The organism is Paenalicyclobacillus cellulosilyticus (assembly GCF_014647315.1).
Taxonomy (GTDB): domain Bacteria; phylum Bacillota; class Bacilli; order Alicyclobacillales; family Alicyclobacillaceae; genus Alicyclobacillus_J; species Alicyclobacillus_J cellulosilyticus.
Genome location: NZ_BMOY01000017.1, coordinates 37,263 through 56,235, shown reverse-complemented (window position 1 = coordinate 56,235; position 18,973 = coordinate 37,263). Strand labels below are relative to the sequence as shown.

The following is an 18,973-nucleotide window of genomic DNA, read 5'->3' as shown; positions in this document are numbered from 1 at the left end:
GGAAAACCCTCCGTCAACGAACGCAGCAAAAAACCGCTCGTCTTCCGCCAAACAGCGTGAGCGGTTACAGCATGGTGTCGAACAGATCGTCCACCAGTCGTGCCAGTTCGTCGTCGAACCTCGTCACCGGTGCCGCTGGCTGCCGCAGAACGGACGACTCCTCCCCGACGATGATGTCCCGCACGCTCATCCTGCTCTCCTCCTCTTGGCGCACTCCGTCTGCGCCAGCACATGCGGCCGCCGCACCGTAGAACACGGCGCTGACCCAAAACGGGCTTGGCCGCAGACTCCGTCCGTAAGCTTGCTCCGGCCTGCAACCGCTGTGCCGTGGATACGGGCCACGCATCCGGTTCCGGCCAGGCTCGCCGCGACATATCCATGCAGCGACGAGATGGCCGTCGGGAGGCTGACCGGGCGGTGGTGGAGGGGAATGGATATGTTGGACGTGTTATCGGCCGCGGACGTGGCGCGTATGCGCGAAGCGGGGGAGATCAACCAGCGGGTGCACGCCGCCGTCCGCGCGCATCTCGCGCCGGGGACGGCGACGGCGGAACTGGACCGCGTCGCCGCGGCGGTGCTCCATCAGTGCGGTGCGGCGTCGCCGTTTCCGAGCCTCTACGGATTCCCTGGTCATATCTGTGTCTCTGTCAACGACGAGGTGGGCCACGGCGTGCCGGGACCGCGGCGGCTGCGGCCGGGGGACGTGGTGAAGGTGGACGTGGGGGTCGTGTACGAAGGGTGCCATACCGATTGCGCCCGCACCTACGTCGTGGCCGATGGAACGTCCGACGGCGCGGTCGACGGCGCGGGTGGCGGAACGTCCGACGGAACGGCCGACGGCGCAGGGACGGAGGTGAACCGGCTCATCGCGGCGGCGCGGACGGCGCTGTGGGCCGGCGTGCGTGCCGCGCGCTGCCAGGCGCCCGTCTCGGACATCTCCCACGCCGTCCACCGGTGCGCCTTGGCGCACGGCGCCACCGTCATCAAACACGCGTTTGGCCACGGTATTGGGCGCATGCTGCATCAGGCTCCGCAAATCCCCAACTTCGGACCGCCTGGAATGGGACCGCGGCTGCGCGCCGGCATGGCGATAGCGATTGAGCCGTTGCTGACGACCGGCTGCGGGAGGACCCGGACGAAGGACGACGGCTGGACGGAAGTCACCACGGACGGGGCTGTCGCGGTCCACTTCGAAGACACCGTGCTCATCACGGAGGATGGGCCGCAGGTGTTGACGGGCCATCCGCCGGATGCCGCCCTCGGGCAGGCTTTGCCCCCGTTGCCGGGGTTGCGCCTGCGCCCGATGCGCCCGGACGAGCGGGGGTGGGCGCTCACCCTGGCCCACCAGGAGATGGACCCCGTTCTCCTTCGCGCCTGGGGCCGGCGGGTGGAGGTGGAGGAGATTTTCGCCATTCCGGGTGCCAGATGGTGCATCGTCGAGGTGCAAGGCGGGAAGCCGGCTGGCTTTTTGGTCGTCGTACCGCGGCTGGGCGACGCCCTCTTCGTGAACACCCTCGTGTTGGATCGGTCGTATCAGGGGTGCGGTATCGGCAGGTGGGTGATGACCCAGGTGGAGGCATGGGCCCGGGCAGAAGGCGCGTCCGCTGTGGAACTTTGGGTCCAGATCGACAACCCCCGGGCCGTCAGGTTTTACCGTCGGCTCGGGTTTGCGGTGGTGGGTGAACCGGCGCTGCGAACCTTGGCGATGCGCAAGCGGATGGAGCCTGACCGCTCCGCGTTCGGGGACCGTCCGCCTGCAGACCCTCCCTCTGCCCGGCCTTCGCCCGCGCATGGGCCTGCGTTGCTCTGACCGCACGATTATGTGCGGTTTTCTTACATAAGATGATGTAATCCTGAGTGTATGTAAAATCATTCGGATATACGTCATTTTATATTACAAACAGCATTGACAAACCGGGAACTTTCTGTTGAAATCAGCATATAGAAGTCATATATCCTTCTTACAAAGGAGGCGCGGCAGCATGAATGGCCGCATCGAGCGGATGGGTGTAATCAAAGCTGACGAAGCGGTGCGCGTATCGCGCCGGCGGCCCTGGTGGTGGGCGGCGCTGGCCGCGTTCCTCATGGCGGCGCTCCCGCAGACCGCCTGGGCGGCGTCGGCACCGCCAGCCATCGACGCGGGAGACACGGCGTGGATCCTCGCCTCGTCGGCGCTTGTCCTGCTGATGACGCCGGGGCTCGCGTTTTTCTACGGCGGACTGGTACGGAAGAAAAACGTCATCACGACCATGTTCCAGGTCTATTCCGTCATCCTCATCGTCTCAGTGCAGTGGGTGCTGTTCGGGTACAGCCTGGCGTTTGGCCCGGATGTCGGGCACATCGTCGGCAGCCTGAAGTGGGCCCTGTGGAACGGGGTGGGTGCCGCGCCGGACGCCGATTACGCCGGGACCATCCCGGCGACCGTGTTCGGGATTTTCCAGATGATGTTCGCCATCATCACGCCGGCGCTCATCGTCGGCGGCTTGGCGGAACGGGTCAAGTTCTCCTCGTTCCTCGTCTTCATCACCCTGTGGGCCATCTTCATCTACGATCCGCTCGCGCACTGGGTGTGGGGTGTCGGCGGTTGGCTGCGCAACCTGGGCGTCCTCGACTTTGCGGGCGGCACGGTGGTGCACATCAGCTCCGGGGTGGCGGGGTTGGTCGCCGCCATCTACCTCGGCCGGCGGGCGGAGTACGGCGGTCCCACCATCCGCGCCCACAACGTTCCGTTCGTGTTGCTCGGCACCGCGCTTTTGTGGTTTGGTTGGTTCGGTTTCAACGCGGGTAGCGCGTTGGCGGCCAACGGGCTGGCGGCGAACGCCTTCTTGACGACCAACACCGCGACCGCGGCGGCCGCGCTCGGCTGGATGCTCGTGGAACGGCTGCGCACCGGCCATGTGACGCTCGTCGGGGCCTGCGCCGGCGCGGTGACCGGACTGGTCGCCGTGACGCCGGCAGCCGGGTTCGTCACCCCTGGGGCGTCCATCATCATCGGCTTCGTGAGCGGCGTGCTCTGCTTCTTCTCCTCCACATTCATGAAGCAGAAGCTGGGATATGACGATGCGCTCGACGCGTTCGGGGGTCACGGCATCGGCGGTACGTGGGGAGCGCTGGCGACCGGCTTGTTCGCCACCACGTTGGTGAATTCGGCAGGCGCCAACGGTCTGTTCTACGGCAATCCGCATCAGCTGTTGCTGCAGCTCATCGGCGTCGTGTCGACCTGGGCGTTCTCCGGCATCGGCACCTGGATCCTCATCAAGGTGGTCGACGCGGTGATGGGCTTCCGCGTCACCCGCGAAGAGGAGCTCATGGGTCTCGACCTGGTGCTGCACAACGAAAATGCTTATCCGGAGATGCCGTCCGTGGAAGAGGTGCAGCGGGTCATCGCCCAGGTACCGCGGCGCGATGCGGGCGGACGCGGCTGGGAGCGCGTGAGCCCGGTCGGCGCAGGCCTTTCCTCCGAACCGTCCGATCCCGCCGCGCCGGCGTCCAAGGGGTAGGGTGCTTGCCGCGTTCACCGCGGAAAACCGCGGCGCTGCTGCCTGTCAGGGAAGATATTCCCCGGCAGGCAGCTTTTTTGTGCGTCCGGCAGCGGATCGCGTGGAAGCGGTTGCACTGTGCCGGACGTCTTGCGCCCGCGGGTTCCGGAACACTATGCTGAAGGCGTGCGCCGCGTTGAGGGATGGGCGGCGCAAACGAGGTTACGGCAGATGGCGGTCGAGCCAGGCGACAAGGTCGCGCAGCACTTCATCGCGATTGGTTTCTTGAAGCATCTCGTGGCGTCCGCCAGGGTAGATGCGCACCGTGAGATCGCGGACGCCGTGCCGTCGCAAAGCCGCAATCAACCGGCGGAGGCCGCGCAGGCCGCGCCCGCCCACCGGATCGCGCGCACCGGAGAACAGGTACATTGGCAGGTCGTGCGGGATGAGCCGGAGGGCGCGCGGGTCCAGCGTGTCCGCCAGGCCGCGGAAGAACCAATAAAAGAACGCAGCGGGCATGACCGCGCCACAGTACGGGTCTTGGATGAACGCGTCGACGGCGTGCGGATCGCGGCTGAGCCAGTCGAACGCGGTGCGCCGCGGCGTCAGCCCGCGGTTGAACCCCGCGAAGGTGAGCCGCATCAGGCGAGGGCTCGCCGCCAGCGGGTCGCGGCGCATCTCCTGGGCAGCGAGCCATATGCCCATACGAAAGAGGGGAAGCGGCTGGCTGCCGCTGCCGGAGAGGATGGCGCCGGCCAGGCCGCGGGCGCCGCGCTCCAGATAGCGTAAGGTGAGGAACGACTCCATGCTGTGGCCGAGCAGGAACACCGGCCGCTGCGGGAGATGGCGCTGGGTCCAGGCGTGGACGGCGCCGATGTCGTCCACCATCTTTTCGAAACCGTCGTCGCCGATGTGCCCGAGCTGGGACAGATGCGCGGCGGAGAAACGTGGGTCTTTTCGATTATACCCTTGCGGGCGGCGGCAGGGGTGCCCGGTACATGGGTGGGAAGGAGGTCCTCATGGCGGGTTGGAAACTGATTGCGCTCGATCTCGACGGTACCTTGCTCTGCACGGACGGGACGGTGTCCGCCGCCAACCGGCGGGCGATTGAACGGGCGCGCCGGGCGGGGGTGGAGGTGACCATCGCGAGCGGGCGCCAGAGGTGGGGGCTGGTGGAACGGCTGCGGGATGAGCTGGCGCTGACCGCCCCGTTCGTCACGGCCAACGGGGGCCAGGTGTGGAGCGGAGACGGGCGGTGCCTCGAACAGCACCTGCTGGCACCGGAGGATGTCCGCACCCTCTACCGTTTGGCGCGCACGTACGGCGCGTACTATTGGACGAGCGTGGCGGGCCGCCAGCCGCCGCCTGCCGGCCTGCGGGAAGATGAAATCGACCATTATGCTTGGCTGAAGTTCGGCTATTTTCACGAAGACCCGCGCGTGCTCGCAGCCATCTGGGACGAGCTGGCGGCCCTCGGCCGCTTCGAGTTGACCAACTCCGGGCCGGACAACATCGAGGTCAATCCGGCGGGGGTGAACAAGGCGCGGGGGTTGGCGCGGGTGTGCGCGGAGATGGGCATCGACGCGTCGCAGGTGGTGGCCATCGGCGACAGCTTGAACGACGTGGCGATGATCCGCTGGGCCGGCAAGGGCATCGCCATGGGCAACGCAGCCCCTGAGGTGAAGCGGGTGGCAGACGGGGTGACCGGGGCATGTTGGGAAGACGGTGTGGCCCAGGCCATCGCCGGGCTGCTGGATGCGTGAGGAGGAGAGCGGCATGGCGTGGGCAGCCGAGGAACGCGGCCGGATGCTGTCGGCAGCCGCAAGGCAAATGTGGGATGTGATTGTGATTGGCGGGGGGATCACCGGGGCGGGCATCGCCCGCGAGGCGGCGTTGGCCGGGCTCAGGGTGGCGCTGTTTGAGGCGCGGGACTTCGCGGCGGGGACGAGCAGCCGCTCGACGAAGCTGTTTCACGGCGGGCTGCGCTACCTGGAGCACGGAGAGATCTCCCTGGTGCGCGAGGGCGGCCGCGAGCGGGAAGGGATGCAGAACCTGGCCCCGCACCTGGTGCGGCCGTTGCCGTTTTTGTTGCCGACCTACCGCGGGATGAAGTACGGGCGCACGGCGATGGGCTTGGCGGTATGGGTATACGACTGGCTGGCGAAGGTGGCGCCGGAGGAGAGGCGCAAGGTGTTGCGTGCGCACGAGGTGCTCGCCCGTGAACCGGACCTGGCGGCGGATGGCCTGACGGGCGGGGTGCTCTACCACGAGTACCTGACGGACGACGCGCGCCTGACCTTGACGGTGGTGAAATCGGCGGTGGCGCTCGGGGCGGTGGCGGTCAACTATGCGCCCGTGGTCGATCTCGTCTTCGCGGACGGGCGGGTTGCGGGCGTGGTGGTTGAGGATGCGGCCGCCGGCAGCGGCAGCCGCTTCACGGTGCGCGGCAAGGTGGTGGTCAACGCCACCGGGCCGTGGATGGAAGCGGTGTTGGCGCTGGAGAGACGGTGCGCAGAAGCAGGAGCGGCGGCGAACGCCGCGGGCGCCGGGGCAGGCGGTGCGGAAAGCGACGGGGCGGCGGGCAAAGACGGGATCGCGTCGTGGCGGCGGGATGAGCGGGGAATGCCGCGCATCTTGCACAGCCGGGGTGCCCACATCGTCGTCCCGCGGGATCGCCTGCCTCTCCGCCATGCGGTGAGCGTCCAGACGCCGGACGGCCGGCTCGCGTTTTTCATCCCGCGCGGCCCGGTCACGTACATCGGGACCACCGACGAGCGGTATGAAGGCGACTTGGCGCACCCGCCGGTGACCGCGCACGACGTGGCGTACCTGCTTCAGCTCGCCAACCGGTTCTTCCCCGGCCGGAATTTGGCCGAGACCGACATCCTCGGGCGTTTCGCCGGCGTGCGGCCGCTTGTCGTGGAACCCGGCAGGGATGCTGGCAAGGACACCAAGGACGTGTCGCGCAGGGATGTGGTGTTCGTCACGCCGGGCGGGGTGGTGACCATCGCCGGCGGCAAGCTGACCGCCTGGCGGAAGATGGCGGAAGACGCGCTTTGCGTGGTGTACGGAGAGCTCCGCCGCCGTTTCGGCTGGGACGCGGACCGTCGCCTGGCGACGCGGGCGCGGCGTCTGTCGGCCACCGCGCCGCTCGTGGGCGGCTGGCGCATTCCACCGCGCGGTCTGGACGCCTGGGCCGAGGCGGAAGGCAAGCGGCTCGCGGCGGCATACGGCGTGGCGGCGGAGGATGCCAGCCGCCTTGCCCGCCGTTACGGCGATGTGGCCGAAGAAGTGCTCGCCGCCGCGGCGGAGGCGGATCGCAGGTGGGTGGCGCCAGGCGTTCCGCTCATGTGGGCCGAGTTGCACTACTTTGTCCGCCATGAAATGGCGGTGCATTTGGCGGATGCGCTGGTGCGGCGCGTCCCGTTCGGGTGGTTCGGCGGACCGGCCGCCGTCGCCGCCGCCCCCGCCGTTGCGCAGGCGATGGCACGCCTGCGCGGCTGGAACGAGGAGGAGACGGCGGCGGAGCTTGCGCGTTTGCTCGCGGAGAGCTATTGGGCGGACGGGCCGGCGGGGCTGGCGGCGCCCTGGACCCAGCGCCACGTCAGCCAAGCCCCGAACACGCAGGTGATCCCGCAGAACACAAACACGCCGGCCAGTCCGAGCGCCTGGCCGAGCCAGCCGGAGATGAACGGCCCGCCGCACATTCCAATCGAGTAGATGGCCTGGAAGAATCCCATCGCCGTCGCCCGGCGGTCCGGATGCACGCTGTGGATGGACAGGCTCATGAGCACGGGCATCACGAGACCTTGCCCGAACCCGTTGACGACCTGGGTGAGGATGAGCAGCCACAGCCAGGGTGACAACGGCACCGCCAGGGTCCCGAACGCAGCCAGCAAAAACCCGGTAATGATGGTGGCGCGGGCGCCGAAGCGGCGGACGAACCAGCCGCCGCTGACGTAGCCGGCGATGGCGTTGGGAAGGGAGGTCATCAGCGTCAACAGGCTCAGCATCGCCTTCGAAGCGCCGATGTGGGCCGCCTGCAGGTTGGTGAATCCGTACATCGTCGTGAAGGTGATGCTCTGGCTCACGACGGCGAGCAGCGAGACGGACAACAACCCCCACTGTGTCCCCATGCGCAACAGTTCCGCAACGGGCACCGGTTGGCGCTTGGCGTCGCGGTTTTCCCGAATGCCGAGCGCCACGAGCAGGCCGACGGCCCCGCCCAACGCGCCCGCCCAGAACGGGGCGTGCCAGCCCTTCCATTGCGCGAGCAGTCCGCCGAGGGTCATGGCGGCCATCTGCCCGATGCTCGTGAAGAAGCTGATGACGCCCATCGCCTTGGCCGCCTCATCCGGACGGTAATAGGAGGCATAGAGCACGGTGAACGCCACCCAACCGGCGGCGGCGCACCCCGCCAGTCCCCGCCAGACGAGCGCCCAGCCAGGGGTGTTGGTGAGGGCGAAGCCGAGGCTGCTCGCCGTGGCGCACGCGATCCCGGCGAGGATGAACGCCTTGCGTCGTCCGGTGCGGTCCGACCAGATGCCGAGCGGCACGCGCAACAGCATCTGCGTGAACCCGTAGCTGCCGATGACCAGCCCGACGAACCATACCTTGGCCCCCAGGTGCTCGACGTACGGCGACAAGATGGGCACGTAGGTGTAAACGGCAAACCAGTAGAGCGCCGTGGCCACGGCGAACCCAACCGCGTGCAGGCGGGTGCGCGGTGCGGACACCAGGGCGGCCGTCCGTCCCGTTTCCAGCGAGGGCAAGCCCTGGGACATGAGCCCGCCTCCTTTGCGTCTGGCATGAAGGAAAGCGCGCCCCTGTGGTACCATGGTGAGGACGCGGCGACAGGCTGCGCCCTTCCACCCGGCGGGCGCACTCGACGGGTTTCATGATACACCACGCGCGCCGGACGTACCACGCGTTTCATGCGCGTTCCGCTGTTTCGGCGCGAAGGACAGGAGGCATGAGATGAGCGGATACACCCTGGGGATAGATCTTGGCGGCACGAAGATCATGACGGTGGTGGTCAGCCCGGAGGGCCGGGTGGCGGGAGAGGCGCGGCTCGACACCCTGGCGCACGAAGGTCCCGACGCGGTCATCGCGCGGTTGCTTCAGTCGGCGGAGCAAGCCGTGGCACAAGCCGGGCTCAGGATGGCCGACCTGGAAGCCATCGGCGTCTGCGCTCCCGGTCCGCTCGACGTCACCACGGGCGTCGTCCTGAGCCCGCCCAACCTGCCGGGGTGGATCGACATCCCGCTGCGGGCGCGGTTGGCGCAGGCGCTGGGGCGGCCGGTGTACCTTGACAACGACGCCAATGCGGCGGCGCTCGCCGAATGGCGGCTGGGGGCCGGCCGGGGCACGCGCGACATGATCTACTTGACGGTGAGCACCGGGATTGGCGGCGGTGCCATCGTGGACGGCAGGCTGCAACACGGGAAGATGGGCGCGGCGGCAGAGTTCGGCCACGTCATCCTGGAGCCGGACGGCCCGCGTTGCAACTGCGGCAACCGCGGCTGCCTGGAGGCGCTCGCCTCGGGGACCGCCATCGCGCGGGCGTATGCGGAGCGGGCGGCCCGTCGCGCGGCGGGCGGGAACGAAGCTTTCGCGGCAAAGACCGTGACGGCGCGCGACGTGTTTGCCCGCCAAGCGGAGGGCGATCCGCTGGCCGCAGAGGTGATTGCGTCGGCGGTGCGGTATTTGGCCATCGGGATCGCGAATTTTGTCCACATCTATAACCCGGAGCGGGTGGTGGTGGGCGGCGGTGTGGCGAGCGCCGGCGATGCGCTGTTCACCCCGCTCCGCGAACAGGTGCGGTCGTACGTCTTCCCGCACCTGCGCGACAGCTTCACCATCGAGCCGGCCGCGCTCGGCACGCACGTCGGGGCGCTCGGCGCGGCGCTGCTCGGTTTGGCGGCCGGCTGACCGCTGCGGCACAGCATGTCCGCAGGCTTCCTCAGGTCTGCGGCCGAGGGTCCGCGGGCCCCGTCCCGCGCCCGCCGTCCTCCGGCGCAACGGGAACGGGCTCGGTGAATTCGCCGTCGCCGAGCGGGTATACGACATACGTGATGTGGCACACGGTGCACTGATAATGCTCATATTCCGGGCTGAAGCTCACTTGGACCATCTGGCCGTGCGGACCACAGTGCGGGCACAACATCGCAGGTCCCTCCTCTTGGTCATCCGCTTGCTTTCAGTATACGCCCCGGCGCGCCGCATCTGTCCTGACCCGGCCCGGCTACGGCCCGCTCGCCGGCGCGGGAAAGAAAGGACGGCGCCGGCAGACCTGCCGGCAGGCTTATTCCGCCGGCGCGAGCGCCACGCGGCGGCGTTCCCGGGCGGAGGCAAGACAGGCGTCCAACACCCGCATGTTCCGCACCGCGTCGTCCGCCGGGAAACGCGGCGGCGCCAGACCGAAGACCGCGCGGGCAAAATCGTCCGCCTGCAGCACATACTGGTTGACGTCGGGCACCGGCTCCACCCGGGTTTCTCCGCGGACAGTGACGGTGAACGCGGCGGCTTCGCGGGATGGGTACAGGAACGCATGCGGGACGTCGATCCGCCCGTCCGAACCGACAATCTGCAGCGTGTTGCGCCCGTCCCCCCACATGCCGCACTCGAAGGTGGCGCTGCGCCCGCCCGGGAACTCCAACAACCCGAACGCCATCATGTCGACGTCGTCGTGATCCGGCGAAAAGTACGCCTGGACGGTGACGGCTTCCGGCTCGCCGAGCAGGAGGCGCGCCGCGCTGATGGGGTAGCACCCGACGTCGTAAAGGCTGCCGCCGCCCATCGCCCGGACGAAGCGGATGTTGCCGCGGTCGTGCGCGTTGTTGAACGTGAACACCCCATGCACGCCCCACACCCGGCCGATTTCGCCCGCCGCGATGACGTCCAGGATCCGCTGGTAGCGCGGATGGTGGCGGTACATGAACGCCTCGGCCAGGACCACGCCGGCTGCCGCCGCCGCGGCCGCCATCCGGGCGGCTTCGTCCGCCGTGAGCGCGATGGGCTTTTCACACAGGACGTGCTTGCCGGCCTCGGCCGCGCGGATGGCCCACGCGGCATGCAGGTGGTTGGGCAGCGGGATGTAGACCGCGTCAAGTTCCGGGTCTTGCAACAGCGCCTCGTACGACCCGTACCATCTGGGGATCCCCAGCCGCGCCGCGGTCTCCTGCGCGCGGTCCACAGACCTGCTGGCGATGGCGAGCACTTCGTTATACTGTGATTGTTGCAGTGCGGGGATGACCGCCCGGACGCCGATGTCCGCCGTGCTGATCACGCCCCAGCGCAGGGTTCGCCCTGCGTCGTTGGCCTTGGTCATGGCATCCCCCTCCTGTCCCCATCGTACCAGGTTTACGCGGCAGGGGAAGGGGGTTATCCAAACTTTTCTGTCATCGCATGCCTGTACCCATTCCTTGTGTGCGAAAGGGTGTGAGGCTGTGGGCCCAGGATGGCTGTGGGCCGCTGTGCTGCTCGGGGCTGCCGCCGCGGTGGCTGGGGCGTTGGCCCTGCGCGTCTATCTCCAGTACCGTGCCTGGCAGCGGCGTTTTCCCAAACCGCCGCGCCTGCCCATCGCCGGCCGGCCGGATGTCGAGGCGTGGGGCGATGGGTGTTATTTCACCTGGATCGGCCACTCGACCGTCCTCATGCAGCTTTTCGGCGTGCGCATCCTCACCGATCCGGTGTTCTCCGCCCAGGTCGGCGTCCGCCTCGGCCCCCTGTGCGTCGGCCCTCGCCGCTTCACCGATCCGGCGCTGACAGCGGACGACTTGGCGGGGCGGGTGGACGTGGTGCTCCTCTCGCACGCCCACCTCGACCACCTCGACATGCCGAGCCTGCGCCGGTTGGCCGACCGCCGGGTGACGGTGGTGACGGCGGCCGGCACCGCGCGTCTGCTGCGGCGTCTGCCGTTCGCTGCCGTCCACGAGCTGGCACCCGGCCAAGCGCTCACCCTTCCTGGCGGCGTGCGCGTCACCGCCGTGCCGGTCCGCCACTGGGGCGCCCGCTTTCCCTGGAACCGTCATTACGGATGGAACGGTTATCTCATCGAAAAGGAAAGCCCGCACGGACGCCCGGTGCGCATCTTGTTTGCCGGCGACACCGCGTACACCGACGCGTTTGCCACCGTGGCGACACCCCTGCCTCCGGACGTGGTCTGCATGCCCATCGGCGCGTACGCCCCGGATGCTTTCCAACGCGCCCACTGCACGCCGGAGCAGGCCTGGCGGATGTTTCTCGACACCCAGGGCGAGTGGCTCATTCCGATGCACTGGCGGACGTTCGTGCTGTCGCAGGAGCCGGTGGAGGAGCCGCTCTCCCGCCTGCTCGCCGCCGCAGGTCACGAAGCGGGGCGGATTGTGATCCGCTGTCAAGGAGAGACGTTCCAGTTGCCCGCTGCCGCGGCCCGTGCTACAACAGAAAACAGATAGGAATCTTCGGGATGTTCTGCTCCGGGCGCTGGTGTCGCGGCGGGGTGGACGCCGGCGGCCCGGTACGGGTACAGGGGGTTGCGGGATGGGTGAGTTTTACGGAAAGGTGGCGGTCGTCACCGGCGGAGCGCGGGGCATCGGGCGGGCGATTGCTCGCCGCTTTGCCGAGTCCGGGGCGAAGGTGGTCCTCGCGGACGTCAGCCCTGCCGGCGTGGACATCGCGGAGGCGTGGCAGGCGGAGCGGCTGAAGGTCGCGTTCGTCCAGACGGACGTCACGCTTCCTGAGGCAACCGAGGAGATGGCGCGGTTTGCCGAGCGCGTGTACGGCGGGATCGACATCTTGGTCAACTGTGCGGGGGTGTTTCCGCGCGGTACGCTCTTGGAAACGGACGAGGCGCTGTGGGACCGGGTGATGGACATCAATCTGAAAGGCGTGTTCCACGCCTGCCGGGCGGCGGTGCCGCGGATGGTGGCGCGCGGGCAAGGGGTCATCGTCAACATCGGATCGCTCAACGCGTTTGGCGGGGCGCCCAACCTGTTCGCGTATTCGGTGGCCAAAGGCGGGGTGTGGACGTTGACGCGCAACCTGGCGAAGGCGCTGGCGCCGTACCGGATCCGCGTCAATTGCGTCCATCCCGGGTGGGTGATCACGGAAGGCGAAGCAGAGGTGCAGCGGGCGCTCGGGATGCCGGACGATTGGGCGGAACAAGGGGCGGCCAAGATCCCGCTCGGCCGGCTGCAGACGCCGGAGGACATCGCGCCGACGGTGTTGTTTCTCGCCTCCGACGCGGCTTCCCAGATCACGGGCCAGTCCATCTGCGTCGACGGGGGCCTGGGCCTTGTGTATTGAGACCGCGCGGCCCACGTGGGTCAGCGCAGGTGGTTCGGCAGGGGTGCGTCGTCGGCGCGGGTGTGTTCGATCTCGGGTGCGACGCCGCCGTCCCCCCGCATGCGGTCAATCTCGTCGATCACCGATTCGGTGTGGGCGTCGTGCGCAGGCATCTGTTCGACGCCATCGTGCAGACTGGACAGACCGGGGACGGCGTGGGCCGCCTTGTCACGGGCGGCTTGGACCGTCCGAAACGGGCGCTGGTTGCTGGACACCCATCATCCCTCGCCTTCGCATGGGATCTGCGCGCGACGTGGCCCGTCGCTCCTCTCCATACAGGATGCGCGGCTGGGTGCGGACTATGCGCAGGGTATACAATAGGGTTGGGACAGGCCATCCGCCCGCGGCCGGTGCGTAAACGAACCGGGAAGGCCGCGGCCGGTGAACCACGGAAACAAGGATGGTGCGCATGTCGAGTATCCACATCGTCTTCAATTACCGCGGCGAATGGACGCTGCCTGCGGATAAGGTCTCTGAATTGAAGGCTGCGTTTCCGGATGTGACGTTCATCGAGGCGGCTGGCCGCGAGGTGCCGCCGGAGGTGTTGCAGGAGGCAGACGCATTCGTCGGTTGGCCGACGGACGAGATGTTGGATGCCATGCCGAAGCTGCGGTGGTTGCAACTGCCCAGCGCGGGGGCCAATGGCTATGCGGACAATCCGAAACTCCGGCCGGAGGTCGTCCTCACCAACTCGAGCGGGGTGTTCGGCATCCCGGGCGCGGAGCACGCCATCGCCCTTATGATGGCGTTTGCCAGGCGGATTCACATCCACCGCGATCAGCAGCACCAACGGGTGTGGAAGCCAAGCCGGGACTGCCTGCAGGTGCAGGATGCGACGGTGCTGGTGGTGGGCCTCGGCGACATCGGCAAGGAGGTGGCGGTGCGGGCCAAGGCGCTCGGCGCGCATGTCATCGGGGTCAAGCGCCAGGTGACCACCTCGCCGCCGTACGTCGACGAGTTGTACGACACCGCTCACGTCGACGACGTGTTGCCGCATGCGGACTTCGTCGTCTCGGCTTTGCCGCTGACGCCGGAGACGCGCGGGTTTTTCTCTGCGGAGCGATTTGCCAAATTCAAGCCGGGTGCAGTGTTTGTGAACATCGGCCGCGGCGGTTCGGTGGATGAATCGGCGCTCGTCGCGGCGCTGTCCACGGGCCGGCTCGGCGGGGCAGGGCTTGACGTCACGGCCGAGGAGCCGCTGCCGCCCGACAATCCGCTGTGGGGGCTCGAGAACGTCATCATCACCTCCCATTCGGCGGGGGTGTCGCCGACGAAGACGGAGCGCCGGTTTCAATTGCTCGAGCGCAACATCCGCCGGTTTGTCAACGGAGAGCGGCTCGAGAATGTCGTGGATCGAAAACTGGGGTATTGAACATAGGGATGTTGAACGCCATATACCGCGCGAGAGGGGTATCCGTATGAACGAGCGGACGATGCGTGCACTGGTGGTGCGGGGGCCGCACCAGGCTGCGGTGGAGTCGGTCCCGTATCCGGAACCGGGTCCGGGTGAGGTGACCATCCGGGTGGCGCGCTGCGGCATCTGCGGCACCGACTACCACATCTTCGAAGGCGACTTTCTGTCGCCGTACCCCATCATTCCGGGACACGAATTTTCCGGTGTGATTGACGCGGTCGGGCCCGGGGTGACCGGATTTGCGCCTGGTGACCGCGTGACGGCCGATCCGACGCTCTACTGCGGCCACTGCGAGTACTGCTTGACGCACCGCGTCAACCACTGCAAGAACTGGGCGGCGCTCGGCAACACCACCGCCGGCGCCATGGCGGAATTCGTCAAGGTGCCTGTGCGCAACGTGGTCAAGATCCCGGACGATATGTCGTTCGCGGCGGCGGCGTTTGTCGAGCCGGTCGCCTGCGTCGTCCACGGCATGAACCGCCTGCAGGTACAGGCCGGGGATCAGGCACTCCTGTTCGGCACGGGTGCCATGGGCTTGCAGTTGGTGCAGGCCATCGCCCATGCCGGGGCATCGGAACTGGTGGTGGTGGACGTGGCGCCGGAGAAGCTCGATCTCGCCCTGCGCATGGGGGCGACGCGCGGGGTGTTGGCGCAGGAGGCGCCGGAGGTGCTGCGGCGCGATTACCCGGACGGGTTCGACATCGTGGTGGATGTCACCGGCATCCCGAGCGTCATCGAACAGGCCCTGTCCTACGTCGGCCGGGCAGGAAAGTATCTGCAGTTCGGCGTCGCGCCGCGCACCGCGGAGATTCGGCTCAACCCGTTTGAGGTGTACAACAAGGACTGGGCCATCCTGGGATCCATGGCGGTGAACAACACCTTCCTGCCCGCCTTCCACTGGGTGCGCACCGGACGGATTCAGGTGGAACCGCTGGTGACGCACACCGTCCGGCTGGAGGAGGTTCCGGCGCTCTTGGCCCAACCGAAGCCAGCCGACATGCTCAAGGCACAGGTCGTCCTGATGTAAGGCGGTCCTCACCCGCGCGCCGCCCACCACACCCACGCCTGGTGGAGGACGAGCAGGCTGGTCATCCCGATGAACAACGGGCGCAGGTACGCCGCGCCCTTGCGGATGGCCACCTGCGATCCCGCCGCCGCGCCCGCCATCATGGCCGCTGCCAGCACCGCCCCGGCGGCGTAATCGACCGCGTGCAGCGCGAAAAAGGTGCACAGCGCGCCCAGATTGCTCGCCAGGTTCAGTACCTTCGCGTTTCCTGACGCGGTCACGAAGTCAAACCCGGTGAGCAAGAACACCATGATGAGAAACGAGCCGGTTCCTGGGCCGAAGAACCCGTCGTAAAACCCGATGCCAAGGGCCGCCGGCGGCAGGAGCCAGCGGGCGCGGACGGAGAGGCCTTGGTAGCGCGCAACCCGCCCCGCGTCTTTGCGGATGGCCGTATACGCGGTGACCGCCACGAGCAAAACCAGGACGAGCGGCTTGAGGAAGCCGGAGGGCAGGTGATGGACCAAGAGGGCGCCAAGGACCGAGCCGGCGAGCGAGAGGGGCGCGAGCGTCAACGCCATGCGCCGGTGCACGCGGCCAGACACGGCGTACGAGACCGCGCTGGTGACGGCGCCGAGGGTGCCGCCGAATTTGTTCGTCCCCAGTGCCAGCGCAGGAGGCAGACCGACGAACAACAAACCAGGCACGGCGATGAGGCCGCCGCCTCCTACCGCGGCATCGACGAAACCGGCCGCCAAGCCGAAAGCCAAGAGCAGGATGGAAAGGTGAAAGGGAACAAGATGGACGTGCATCCGCCGCGGCCGCCTTTCCCGACGCGACGCCCGTCCGGCGCCGCCATCGACACGCATTCCCTCCTATCGTACCGGTTCGCGGGTTGGTTGAACAGAAAGGTCTGACCTCACGACGAACGGCGGCAGACGCTGTCGAAGTTTCAGCGGCGCAGGAGAGGCTCCACCTTGTGCACAAGATCGTTTAATTGCCGGGCCGTGCGCTCGTACAACGCCTTTGCCTCTTTGTCGACCGTTTCCAACGCCCATAACTCAAAGTCGGCTTGCATCTTTTTCAGATGCGCGAGCAACAGCGGACGCTCCGGTACCTGCGGACGGTGGACGGCATCCTGGTACAAGTCTGCGTACACGTTGCCCTGAGCGTCCACTTGCGCCATGAATACGTCGGAGAAGTCACGCGCGCCCAGTTTGTTCAACTCCGCCAACAACCAGGCTTTCGTGTAGCCCGCCTCCTCGAGCGAGCGGTTCATCACATGCCCGTCGATGACCACCAGCCGCGGCTGGGCCTCATCCATCACCAGCATCCCGGCGTCCTTGGGCGTCAAGGGTTGAACGGACGTCTTTTTCAGCACGGACAGCTCGCCGTTGGTCTCGAACACCGCATACTCCACGTCCGCCAGCTTGAACACGTCCTTGCGCCGCAAGAGGAGCATCAGTTCCTCTATCGACAGGTTCGCCTTCTTCAGGTTCTCTTCCAACACCTTTCCGCCCTCAATCACCACGGTCGGCCGTCCGTCCAACACCACCCGGGCCCGGTACGACTTGCGTTGGATCCAGGCGAGGAGCAACACCAAGCCGGTCCACACCAACAGGCTGATGACGGCGTGGATGCTGCGGACCTCGTCCAGCGACCAGGCGGCGGCGATGTTGCCGATGGTGATGCCGGCGATGTAGTCGAACATCGTCAGCTGCGCCACTTGGCGCTTGCCCAGCAGTCGCGCCAGGACGAACAGCACAAAGAACGCGATGAGGGATTGGAACAACACCTCTTGCCAGGTGACGCCTCGTGTCAACATGTCTCTGTATCCCTTCGGCTGAGTTGGTTTCCTTCGGCTGAGTCTGTCGTTTGTGGCGATGCGCGCCCTGGACCACGCGGCCGTGCGCCGTAACCGCACGCGCGTGCGGTGCGTCCGTAGTATGGGCTAAGGTGAGCCGCTCGATGCGACGAGCCATGGCGCCGCCGCACGAAGAGGTACGTATCGTCGTAAATGCGGCGGATGGCCGGATCTGGGCTCAGCATGGCGGCGCGCAACACCTGGTATCCCTGGTACCAGGCGAGCAGGGTCTGTCGGTAGCCGTACCGGTAAGCGGCGTCGAGGTAGTCCTGGTAGCGGCGGCGCGCGGCATCTCCCTCGGGATCGCGGCGCAACACGCGCCAATCCATCTCCATCTCGACCCCGAGACCGTACTTTCTGGCCAGCCACGCGTTGTTGGCCAAGCGGTCCGGACCGGCGTCAAACGCGTAATTCGGCTGCATGAGCACATCGTCGAACCCGTCCTCCCGCCATGTCCGAAAACCTTCCGATTCGTGAAACGGGATCCAATCGAACGCGTACGGGCCGGCTGCGTGGACAATCGCACTGGCCAAGCGGATCAGCCGGTGTTCGTCCGGCGACTCGGCTTCGGGGATGCTCTCCGCCAGCCAATAAAACCCGGCGAGCGACAGGTGGGGGAAGTGGGCGCGCCGCCAATGCGCAAGCACGTCGCGGACGTAATCCTCGATGACGGCGGCCCGCTCGGCGAGCGACCGCGGGTGTCCGACCTGCGCCGGGTCGAGCGGCAGTCCGGCCAGGAACCGGTCCGTCCGCCCAGGGAACGGGATGGCCAACACGACGGACACCTGGCGACCGCGCTGGTGCAATGCGGCTTCCGCCGTGGCGACGGCGTGATCGAGCGCCGCCAACTGGGTGCCCGGCGTGAACAACTGATCCACATACCAACGCCAGTCGGCCTGGGTGGCGGAACCGTATGCGTAGCGGCCGCCGCTCGGCCCGCAGGTGAAAGGGAGAAACAGGAAGGTGTCGAACAGCCAGTCGCGCACGTGGCCCTGCGGGTCGATATATGCGACGTACGGCAGGAACATCTGGCTCGTCCAGTGTCCGACGCTGGGATGGCGGGGCACATATCCGTTGTAGATCAACACCTCATGCCGGCGGCCGTGCAGCACAGGCAGGCTGGCCGGCAGGTACCCGCGGTCGCGCACCGACATGGCGAGACTGGGTACCGCCACGGGGGTGCCGCGCAAGACGGAAGGCGTGCCGATGCACGCCACTTCGCTGAGAAAACACCACACCTCCGGGGTGAAGGAAACCCGCACATAGCGGGCGGCCACGCACAGGTCGCCGAGGGTGAACGCTTGCCGCACCGGCCCCGGCGCGTACAGCGGGATGCGCGTAGGCACACGGCCAAGCGTCTGCCACAAGCCGGGCTGCGTGGCGACGGCGAATGCCACCTCTTTCGGGAACCGGATCCCGCCTCGGCGGTCCTGCAGGAACCAGGCGGACAGCTGGTGGATGGTGCGGACGGCGCCCAGGTCCAGCACCACGTCCCGCCGTTCCTGGCGCAGGAATCCCACCCACGGACCGTGAAACGTCCAGTCCATCGGGCCAATCTCGCCGTCGGTCAATCGGTGCCCGGTATCCGGGAAACACACGGCCTCCACATGGTGCAGCCAGCGGTCGGGCAGGGTGGTGGTGATCATGTAGGGCCGTCCGCGGGCGAGATCGACGTCCGCGGCCGCCGCCACCGGGGCGGCTTGCGTCCGAACGGCGGGTGCGGAAGCGGCAAGGGTCAGGGCCACGACGAAGAACGCCCCGAACGCGGCCAGCGCGTGTCGCCATGCGGTGTGCATCGTGTCCATCTCCTGCTGGCGTGCAGTATGTGCAGGAATGGCAAGCAGTATGTCCAACATGATGGGTGCGGGATCAGGATACCTGCCTGA

General features: G+C 67.5%; 17 protein-coding genes and 1 pseudogene. 9 read left to right on the top strand and 9 right to left on the bottom strand.

Annotation, left to right across the window (positions count from 1 at the left end):
• Positions 1-64: 64 nt before the first annotated feature.
• Complete coding sequence (locus tag IEX97_RS13910; protein ID WP_268238324.1) at positions 65-190, bottom strand: peptide deformylase; 126 nt, start codon at positions 188-190, stop codon at positions 65-67.
• A gap of 246 nt (positions 191-436) precedes the next feature.
• On the opposite strand from IEX97_RS13910, the gene map reads away from it, so the two are divergent.
• Together map and IEX97_RS06865 are read left to right on the top strand one after the other, a co-directional pair.
• Positions 437-1,810, top strand: coding sequence for a type I methionyl aminopeptidase (gene map / locus IEX97_RS06870; RefSeq protein WP_229776553.1), 1,374 nt, complete (start codon positions 437-439; stop codon positions 1,808-1,810).
• Positions 1,811-2,132: 322 nt separating this feature from the next.
• Positions 2,133-3,500, top strand: a complete 1,368-nt coding sequence (locus IEX97_RS06865) for an ammonium transporter (RefSeq protein ID WP_229776558.1) — start codon at positions 2,133-2,135, stop codon at positions 3,498-3,500.
• Between the two features lie 201 nt (positions 3,501-3,701).
• Here IEX97_RS06865 and IEX97_RS06860 read toward each other — a convergent pair whose 3' ends face one another.
• Entirely contained in the window at positions 3,702-4,391 is a 690-nt protein-coding gene (locus IEX97_RS06860) for a serine aminopeptidase domain-containing protein (RefSeq protein ID WP_268238325.1), read from the bottom strand.
• A 107-nt stretch (positions 4,392-4,498) separates the two neighbouring features.
• Here IEX97_RS06860 and IEX97_RS06855 point away from each other — a divergent pair, with 107 nt between their 5' ends.
• Together IEX97_RS06855 and IEX97_RS06850 are read left to right on the top strand one after the other, a co-directional pair.
• Positions 4,499-5,242, top strand: coding sequence for a Cof-type HAD-IIB family hydrolase (locus tag IEX97_RS06855; RefSeq protein ID WP_188881944.1), 744 nt, complete (start codon positions 4,499-4,501; stop codon positions 5,240-5,242).
• A pseudogene (locus IEX97_RS06850) lies at positions 5,235-6,983 on the top strand (glycerol-3-phosphate dehydrogenase/oxidase); the annotation flags it as partial. The gene IEX97_RS06855 and the pseudogene IEX97_RS06850, both read left to right, overlap by 8 nt.
• A gap of 47 nt (positions 6,984-7,030) precedes the next feature.
• On the opposite strand, the gene IEX97_RS13555 reads toward IEX97_RS06850, so the two are convergent.
• Entirely contained in the window at positions 7,031-8,263 is a 1,233-nt protein-coding gene (locus tag IEX97_RS13555) for an MFS transporter (protein ID WP_229776551.1), read from the bottom strand.
• A gap of 193 nt (positions 8,264-8,456) precedes the next feature.
• Between IEX97_RS13555 and IEX97_RS06845 the strand changes: the two genes are divergently transcribed.
• The gene (locus IEX97_RS06845) at positions 8,457-9,410 is read left to right on the top strand and encodes an ROK family protein (RefSeq protein WP_188881941.1); all 954 of its coding nucleotides are present in this window, start codon (positions 8,457-8,459) and stop codon (positions 9,408-9,410) included.
• Positions 9,411-9,441: 31 nt separating this feature from the next.
• On the opposite strand, the gene IEX97_RS06840 is transcribed toward IEX97_RS06845, so the two are convergent.
• A complete protein-coding gene (locus IEX97_RS06840; RefSeq protein WP_188881940.1) occupies positions 9,442-9,645 on the bottom strand; it encodes a hypothetical protein in 204 nt (67 codons plus the stop codon).
• Between the two features lie 138 nt (positions 9,646-9,783).
• Positions 9,784-10,809: a Gfo/Idh/MocA family protein gene (locus IEX97_RS06835; RefSeq protein ID WP_188881939.1), complete on the bottom strand. Its 1,026-nt coding sequence runs from the start codon at positions 10,807-10,809 to the stop codon at positions 9,784-9,786.
• Between the two features lie 118 nt (positions 10,810-10,927).
• On the opposite strand from IEX97_RS06835, the gene IEX97_RS06830 reads away from it, so the two are divergent.
• Entirely contained in the window at positions 10,928-11,917 is a 990-nt protein-coding gene (locus tag IEX97_RS06830) for an MBL fold metallo-hydrolase (RefSeq protein WP_229776549.1), read from the top strand.
• Positions 11,918-12,002: 85 nt separating this feature from the next.
• On the top strand, positions 12,003-12,767 hold the full coding sequence (locus IEX97_RS06825; protein WP_188881938.1) for an SDR family NAD(P)-dependent oxidoreductase: 765 nt from the start codon (positions 12,003-12,005) through the stop codon (positions 12,765-12,767).
• Positions 12,768-12,787: 20 nt separating this feature from the next.
• Here the strand turns inward: IEX97_RS06825 and IEX97_RS06820 are convergent, their stop codons facing one another.
• Complete coding sequence (locus IEX97_RS06820) at positions 12,788-13,021, bottom strand: hypothetical protein (RefSeq protein ID WP_188881937.1); 234 nt, start codon at positions 13,019-13,021, stop codon at positions 12,788-12,790.
• 194 nt (positions 13,022-13,215) lie between these two features.
• Between IEX97_RS06820 and IEX97_RS06815 the strand changes: the two genes are divergently transcribed.
• Entirely contained in the window at positions 13,216-14,178 is a 963-nt protein-coding gene (locus tag IEX97_RS06815; RefSeq protein WP_188881936.1) for a D-2-hydroxyacid dehydrogenase, read from the top strand.
• 46 nt (positions 14,179-14,224) lie between these two features.
• The gene (locus IEX97_RS06810; protein WP_229776548.1) at positions 14,225-15,247 is read left to right on the top strand and encodes a zinc-dependent alcohol dehydrogenase family protein; all 1,023 of its coding nucleotides are present in this window, start codon (positions 14,225-14,227) and stop codon (positions 15,245-15,247) included.
• Between the two features lie 8 nt (positions 15,248-15,255).
• Here IEX97_RS06810 and IEX97_RS06805 read toward each other — a convergent pair whose 3' ends face one another.
• The 3 genes from IEX97_RS06805 to IEX97_RS06795 form a co-directional block, all read right to left on the bottom strand.
• Positions 15,256-16,035 carry a sulfite exporter TauE/SafE family protein gene (locus IEX97_RS06805; RefSeq protein WP_188881934.1) on the bottom strand — a complete coding sequence of 260 codons (780 nt, stop codon included), beginning with the start codon at positions 16,033-16,035 and terminating at the stop codon, positions 15,256-15,258.
• Between the two features lie 140 nt (positions 16,036-16,175).
• A complete protein-coding gene (locus tag IEX97_RS06800) occupies positions 16,176-17,048 on the bottom strand; it encodes a DUF421 domain-containing protein (RefSeq protein WP_188881933.1) in 873 nt (290 codons plus the stop codon).
• Positions 17,042-18,883, bottom strand: coding sequence for a DUF4855 domain-containing protein (locus tag IEX97_RS06795; RefSeq protein WP_188881932.1), 1,842 nt, complete (start codon positions 18,881-18,883; stop codon positions 17,042-17,044). The genes IEX97_RS06800 and IEX97_RS06795 overlap by 7 nt, the downstream gene beginning before the upstream one ends.
• Between the last annotated feature and the right edge of the window lie 90 nt (positions 18,884-18,973).

Excerpts from the sequence above, each read along its gene's own strand:
- IEX97_RS06815 (WP_188881936.1), top strand. The coding sequence starts at position 13,216 with ATGTCGAGTATCCACATCGTCTTCAATTACCGCGGCGAATGGACGCTG.
- IEX97_RS06795 (WP_188881932.1), bottom strand. The coding sequence starts at position 18,883 with ATGCACACCGCATGGCGACACGCGCTGGCCGCGTTCGGGGCGTTCTTC.
- IEX97_RS06840 (WP_188881940.1), bottom strand. The coding sequence starts at position 9,645 with ATGTTGTGCCCGCACTGTGGTCCGCACGGCCAGATGGTCCAAGTGAGC.
- IEX97_RS06825 (WP_188881938.1), top strand. The coding sequence starts at position 12,003 with ATGGGTGAGTTTTACGGAAAGGTGGCGGTCGTCACCGGCGGAGCGCGG.
- IEX97_RS13555 (WP_229776551.1), bottom strand. The coding sequence starts at position 8,263 with ATGTCCCAGGGCTTGCCCTCGCTGGAAACGGGACGGACGGCCGCCCTG.
- map (WP_229776553.1), top strand. The coding sequence starts at position 437 with ATGTTGGACGTGTTATCGGCCGCGGACGTGGCGCGTATGCGCGAAGCG.
- IEX97_RS06835 (WP_188881939.1), bottom strand. The coding sequence starts at position 10,809 with ATGACCAAGGCCAACGACGCAGGGCGAACCCTGCGCTGGGGCGTGATC.
- IEX97_RS06805 (WP_188881934.1), bottom strand. The coding sequence starts at position 16,035 with ATGCACGTCCATCTTGTTCCCTTTCACCTTTCCATCCTGCTCTTGGCT.
- IEX97_RS06810 (WP_229776548.1), top strand. The coding sequence starts at position 14,225 with ATGAACGAGCGGACGATGCGTGCACTGGTGGTGCGGGGGCCGCACCAG.
- IEX97_RS06845 (WP_188881941.1), top strand. The coding sequence starts at position 8,457 with ATGAGCGGATACACCCTGGGGATAGATCTTGGCGGCACGAAGATCATG.
- IEX97_RS13910 (WP_268238324.1), bottom strand. The coding sequence starts at position 190 with ATGAGCGTGCGGGACATCATCGTCGGGGAGGAGTCGTCCGTTCTGCGG.
- IEX97_RS06800 (WP_188881933.1), bottom strand. The coding sequence starts at position 17,048 with ATGTTGACACGAGGCGTCACCTGGCAAGAGGTGTTGTTCCAATCCCTC.
- IEX97_RS06855 (WP_188881944.1), top strand. The coding sequence starts at position 4,499 with ATGGCGGGTTGGAAACTGATTGCGCTCGATCTCGACGGTACCTTGCTC.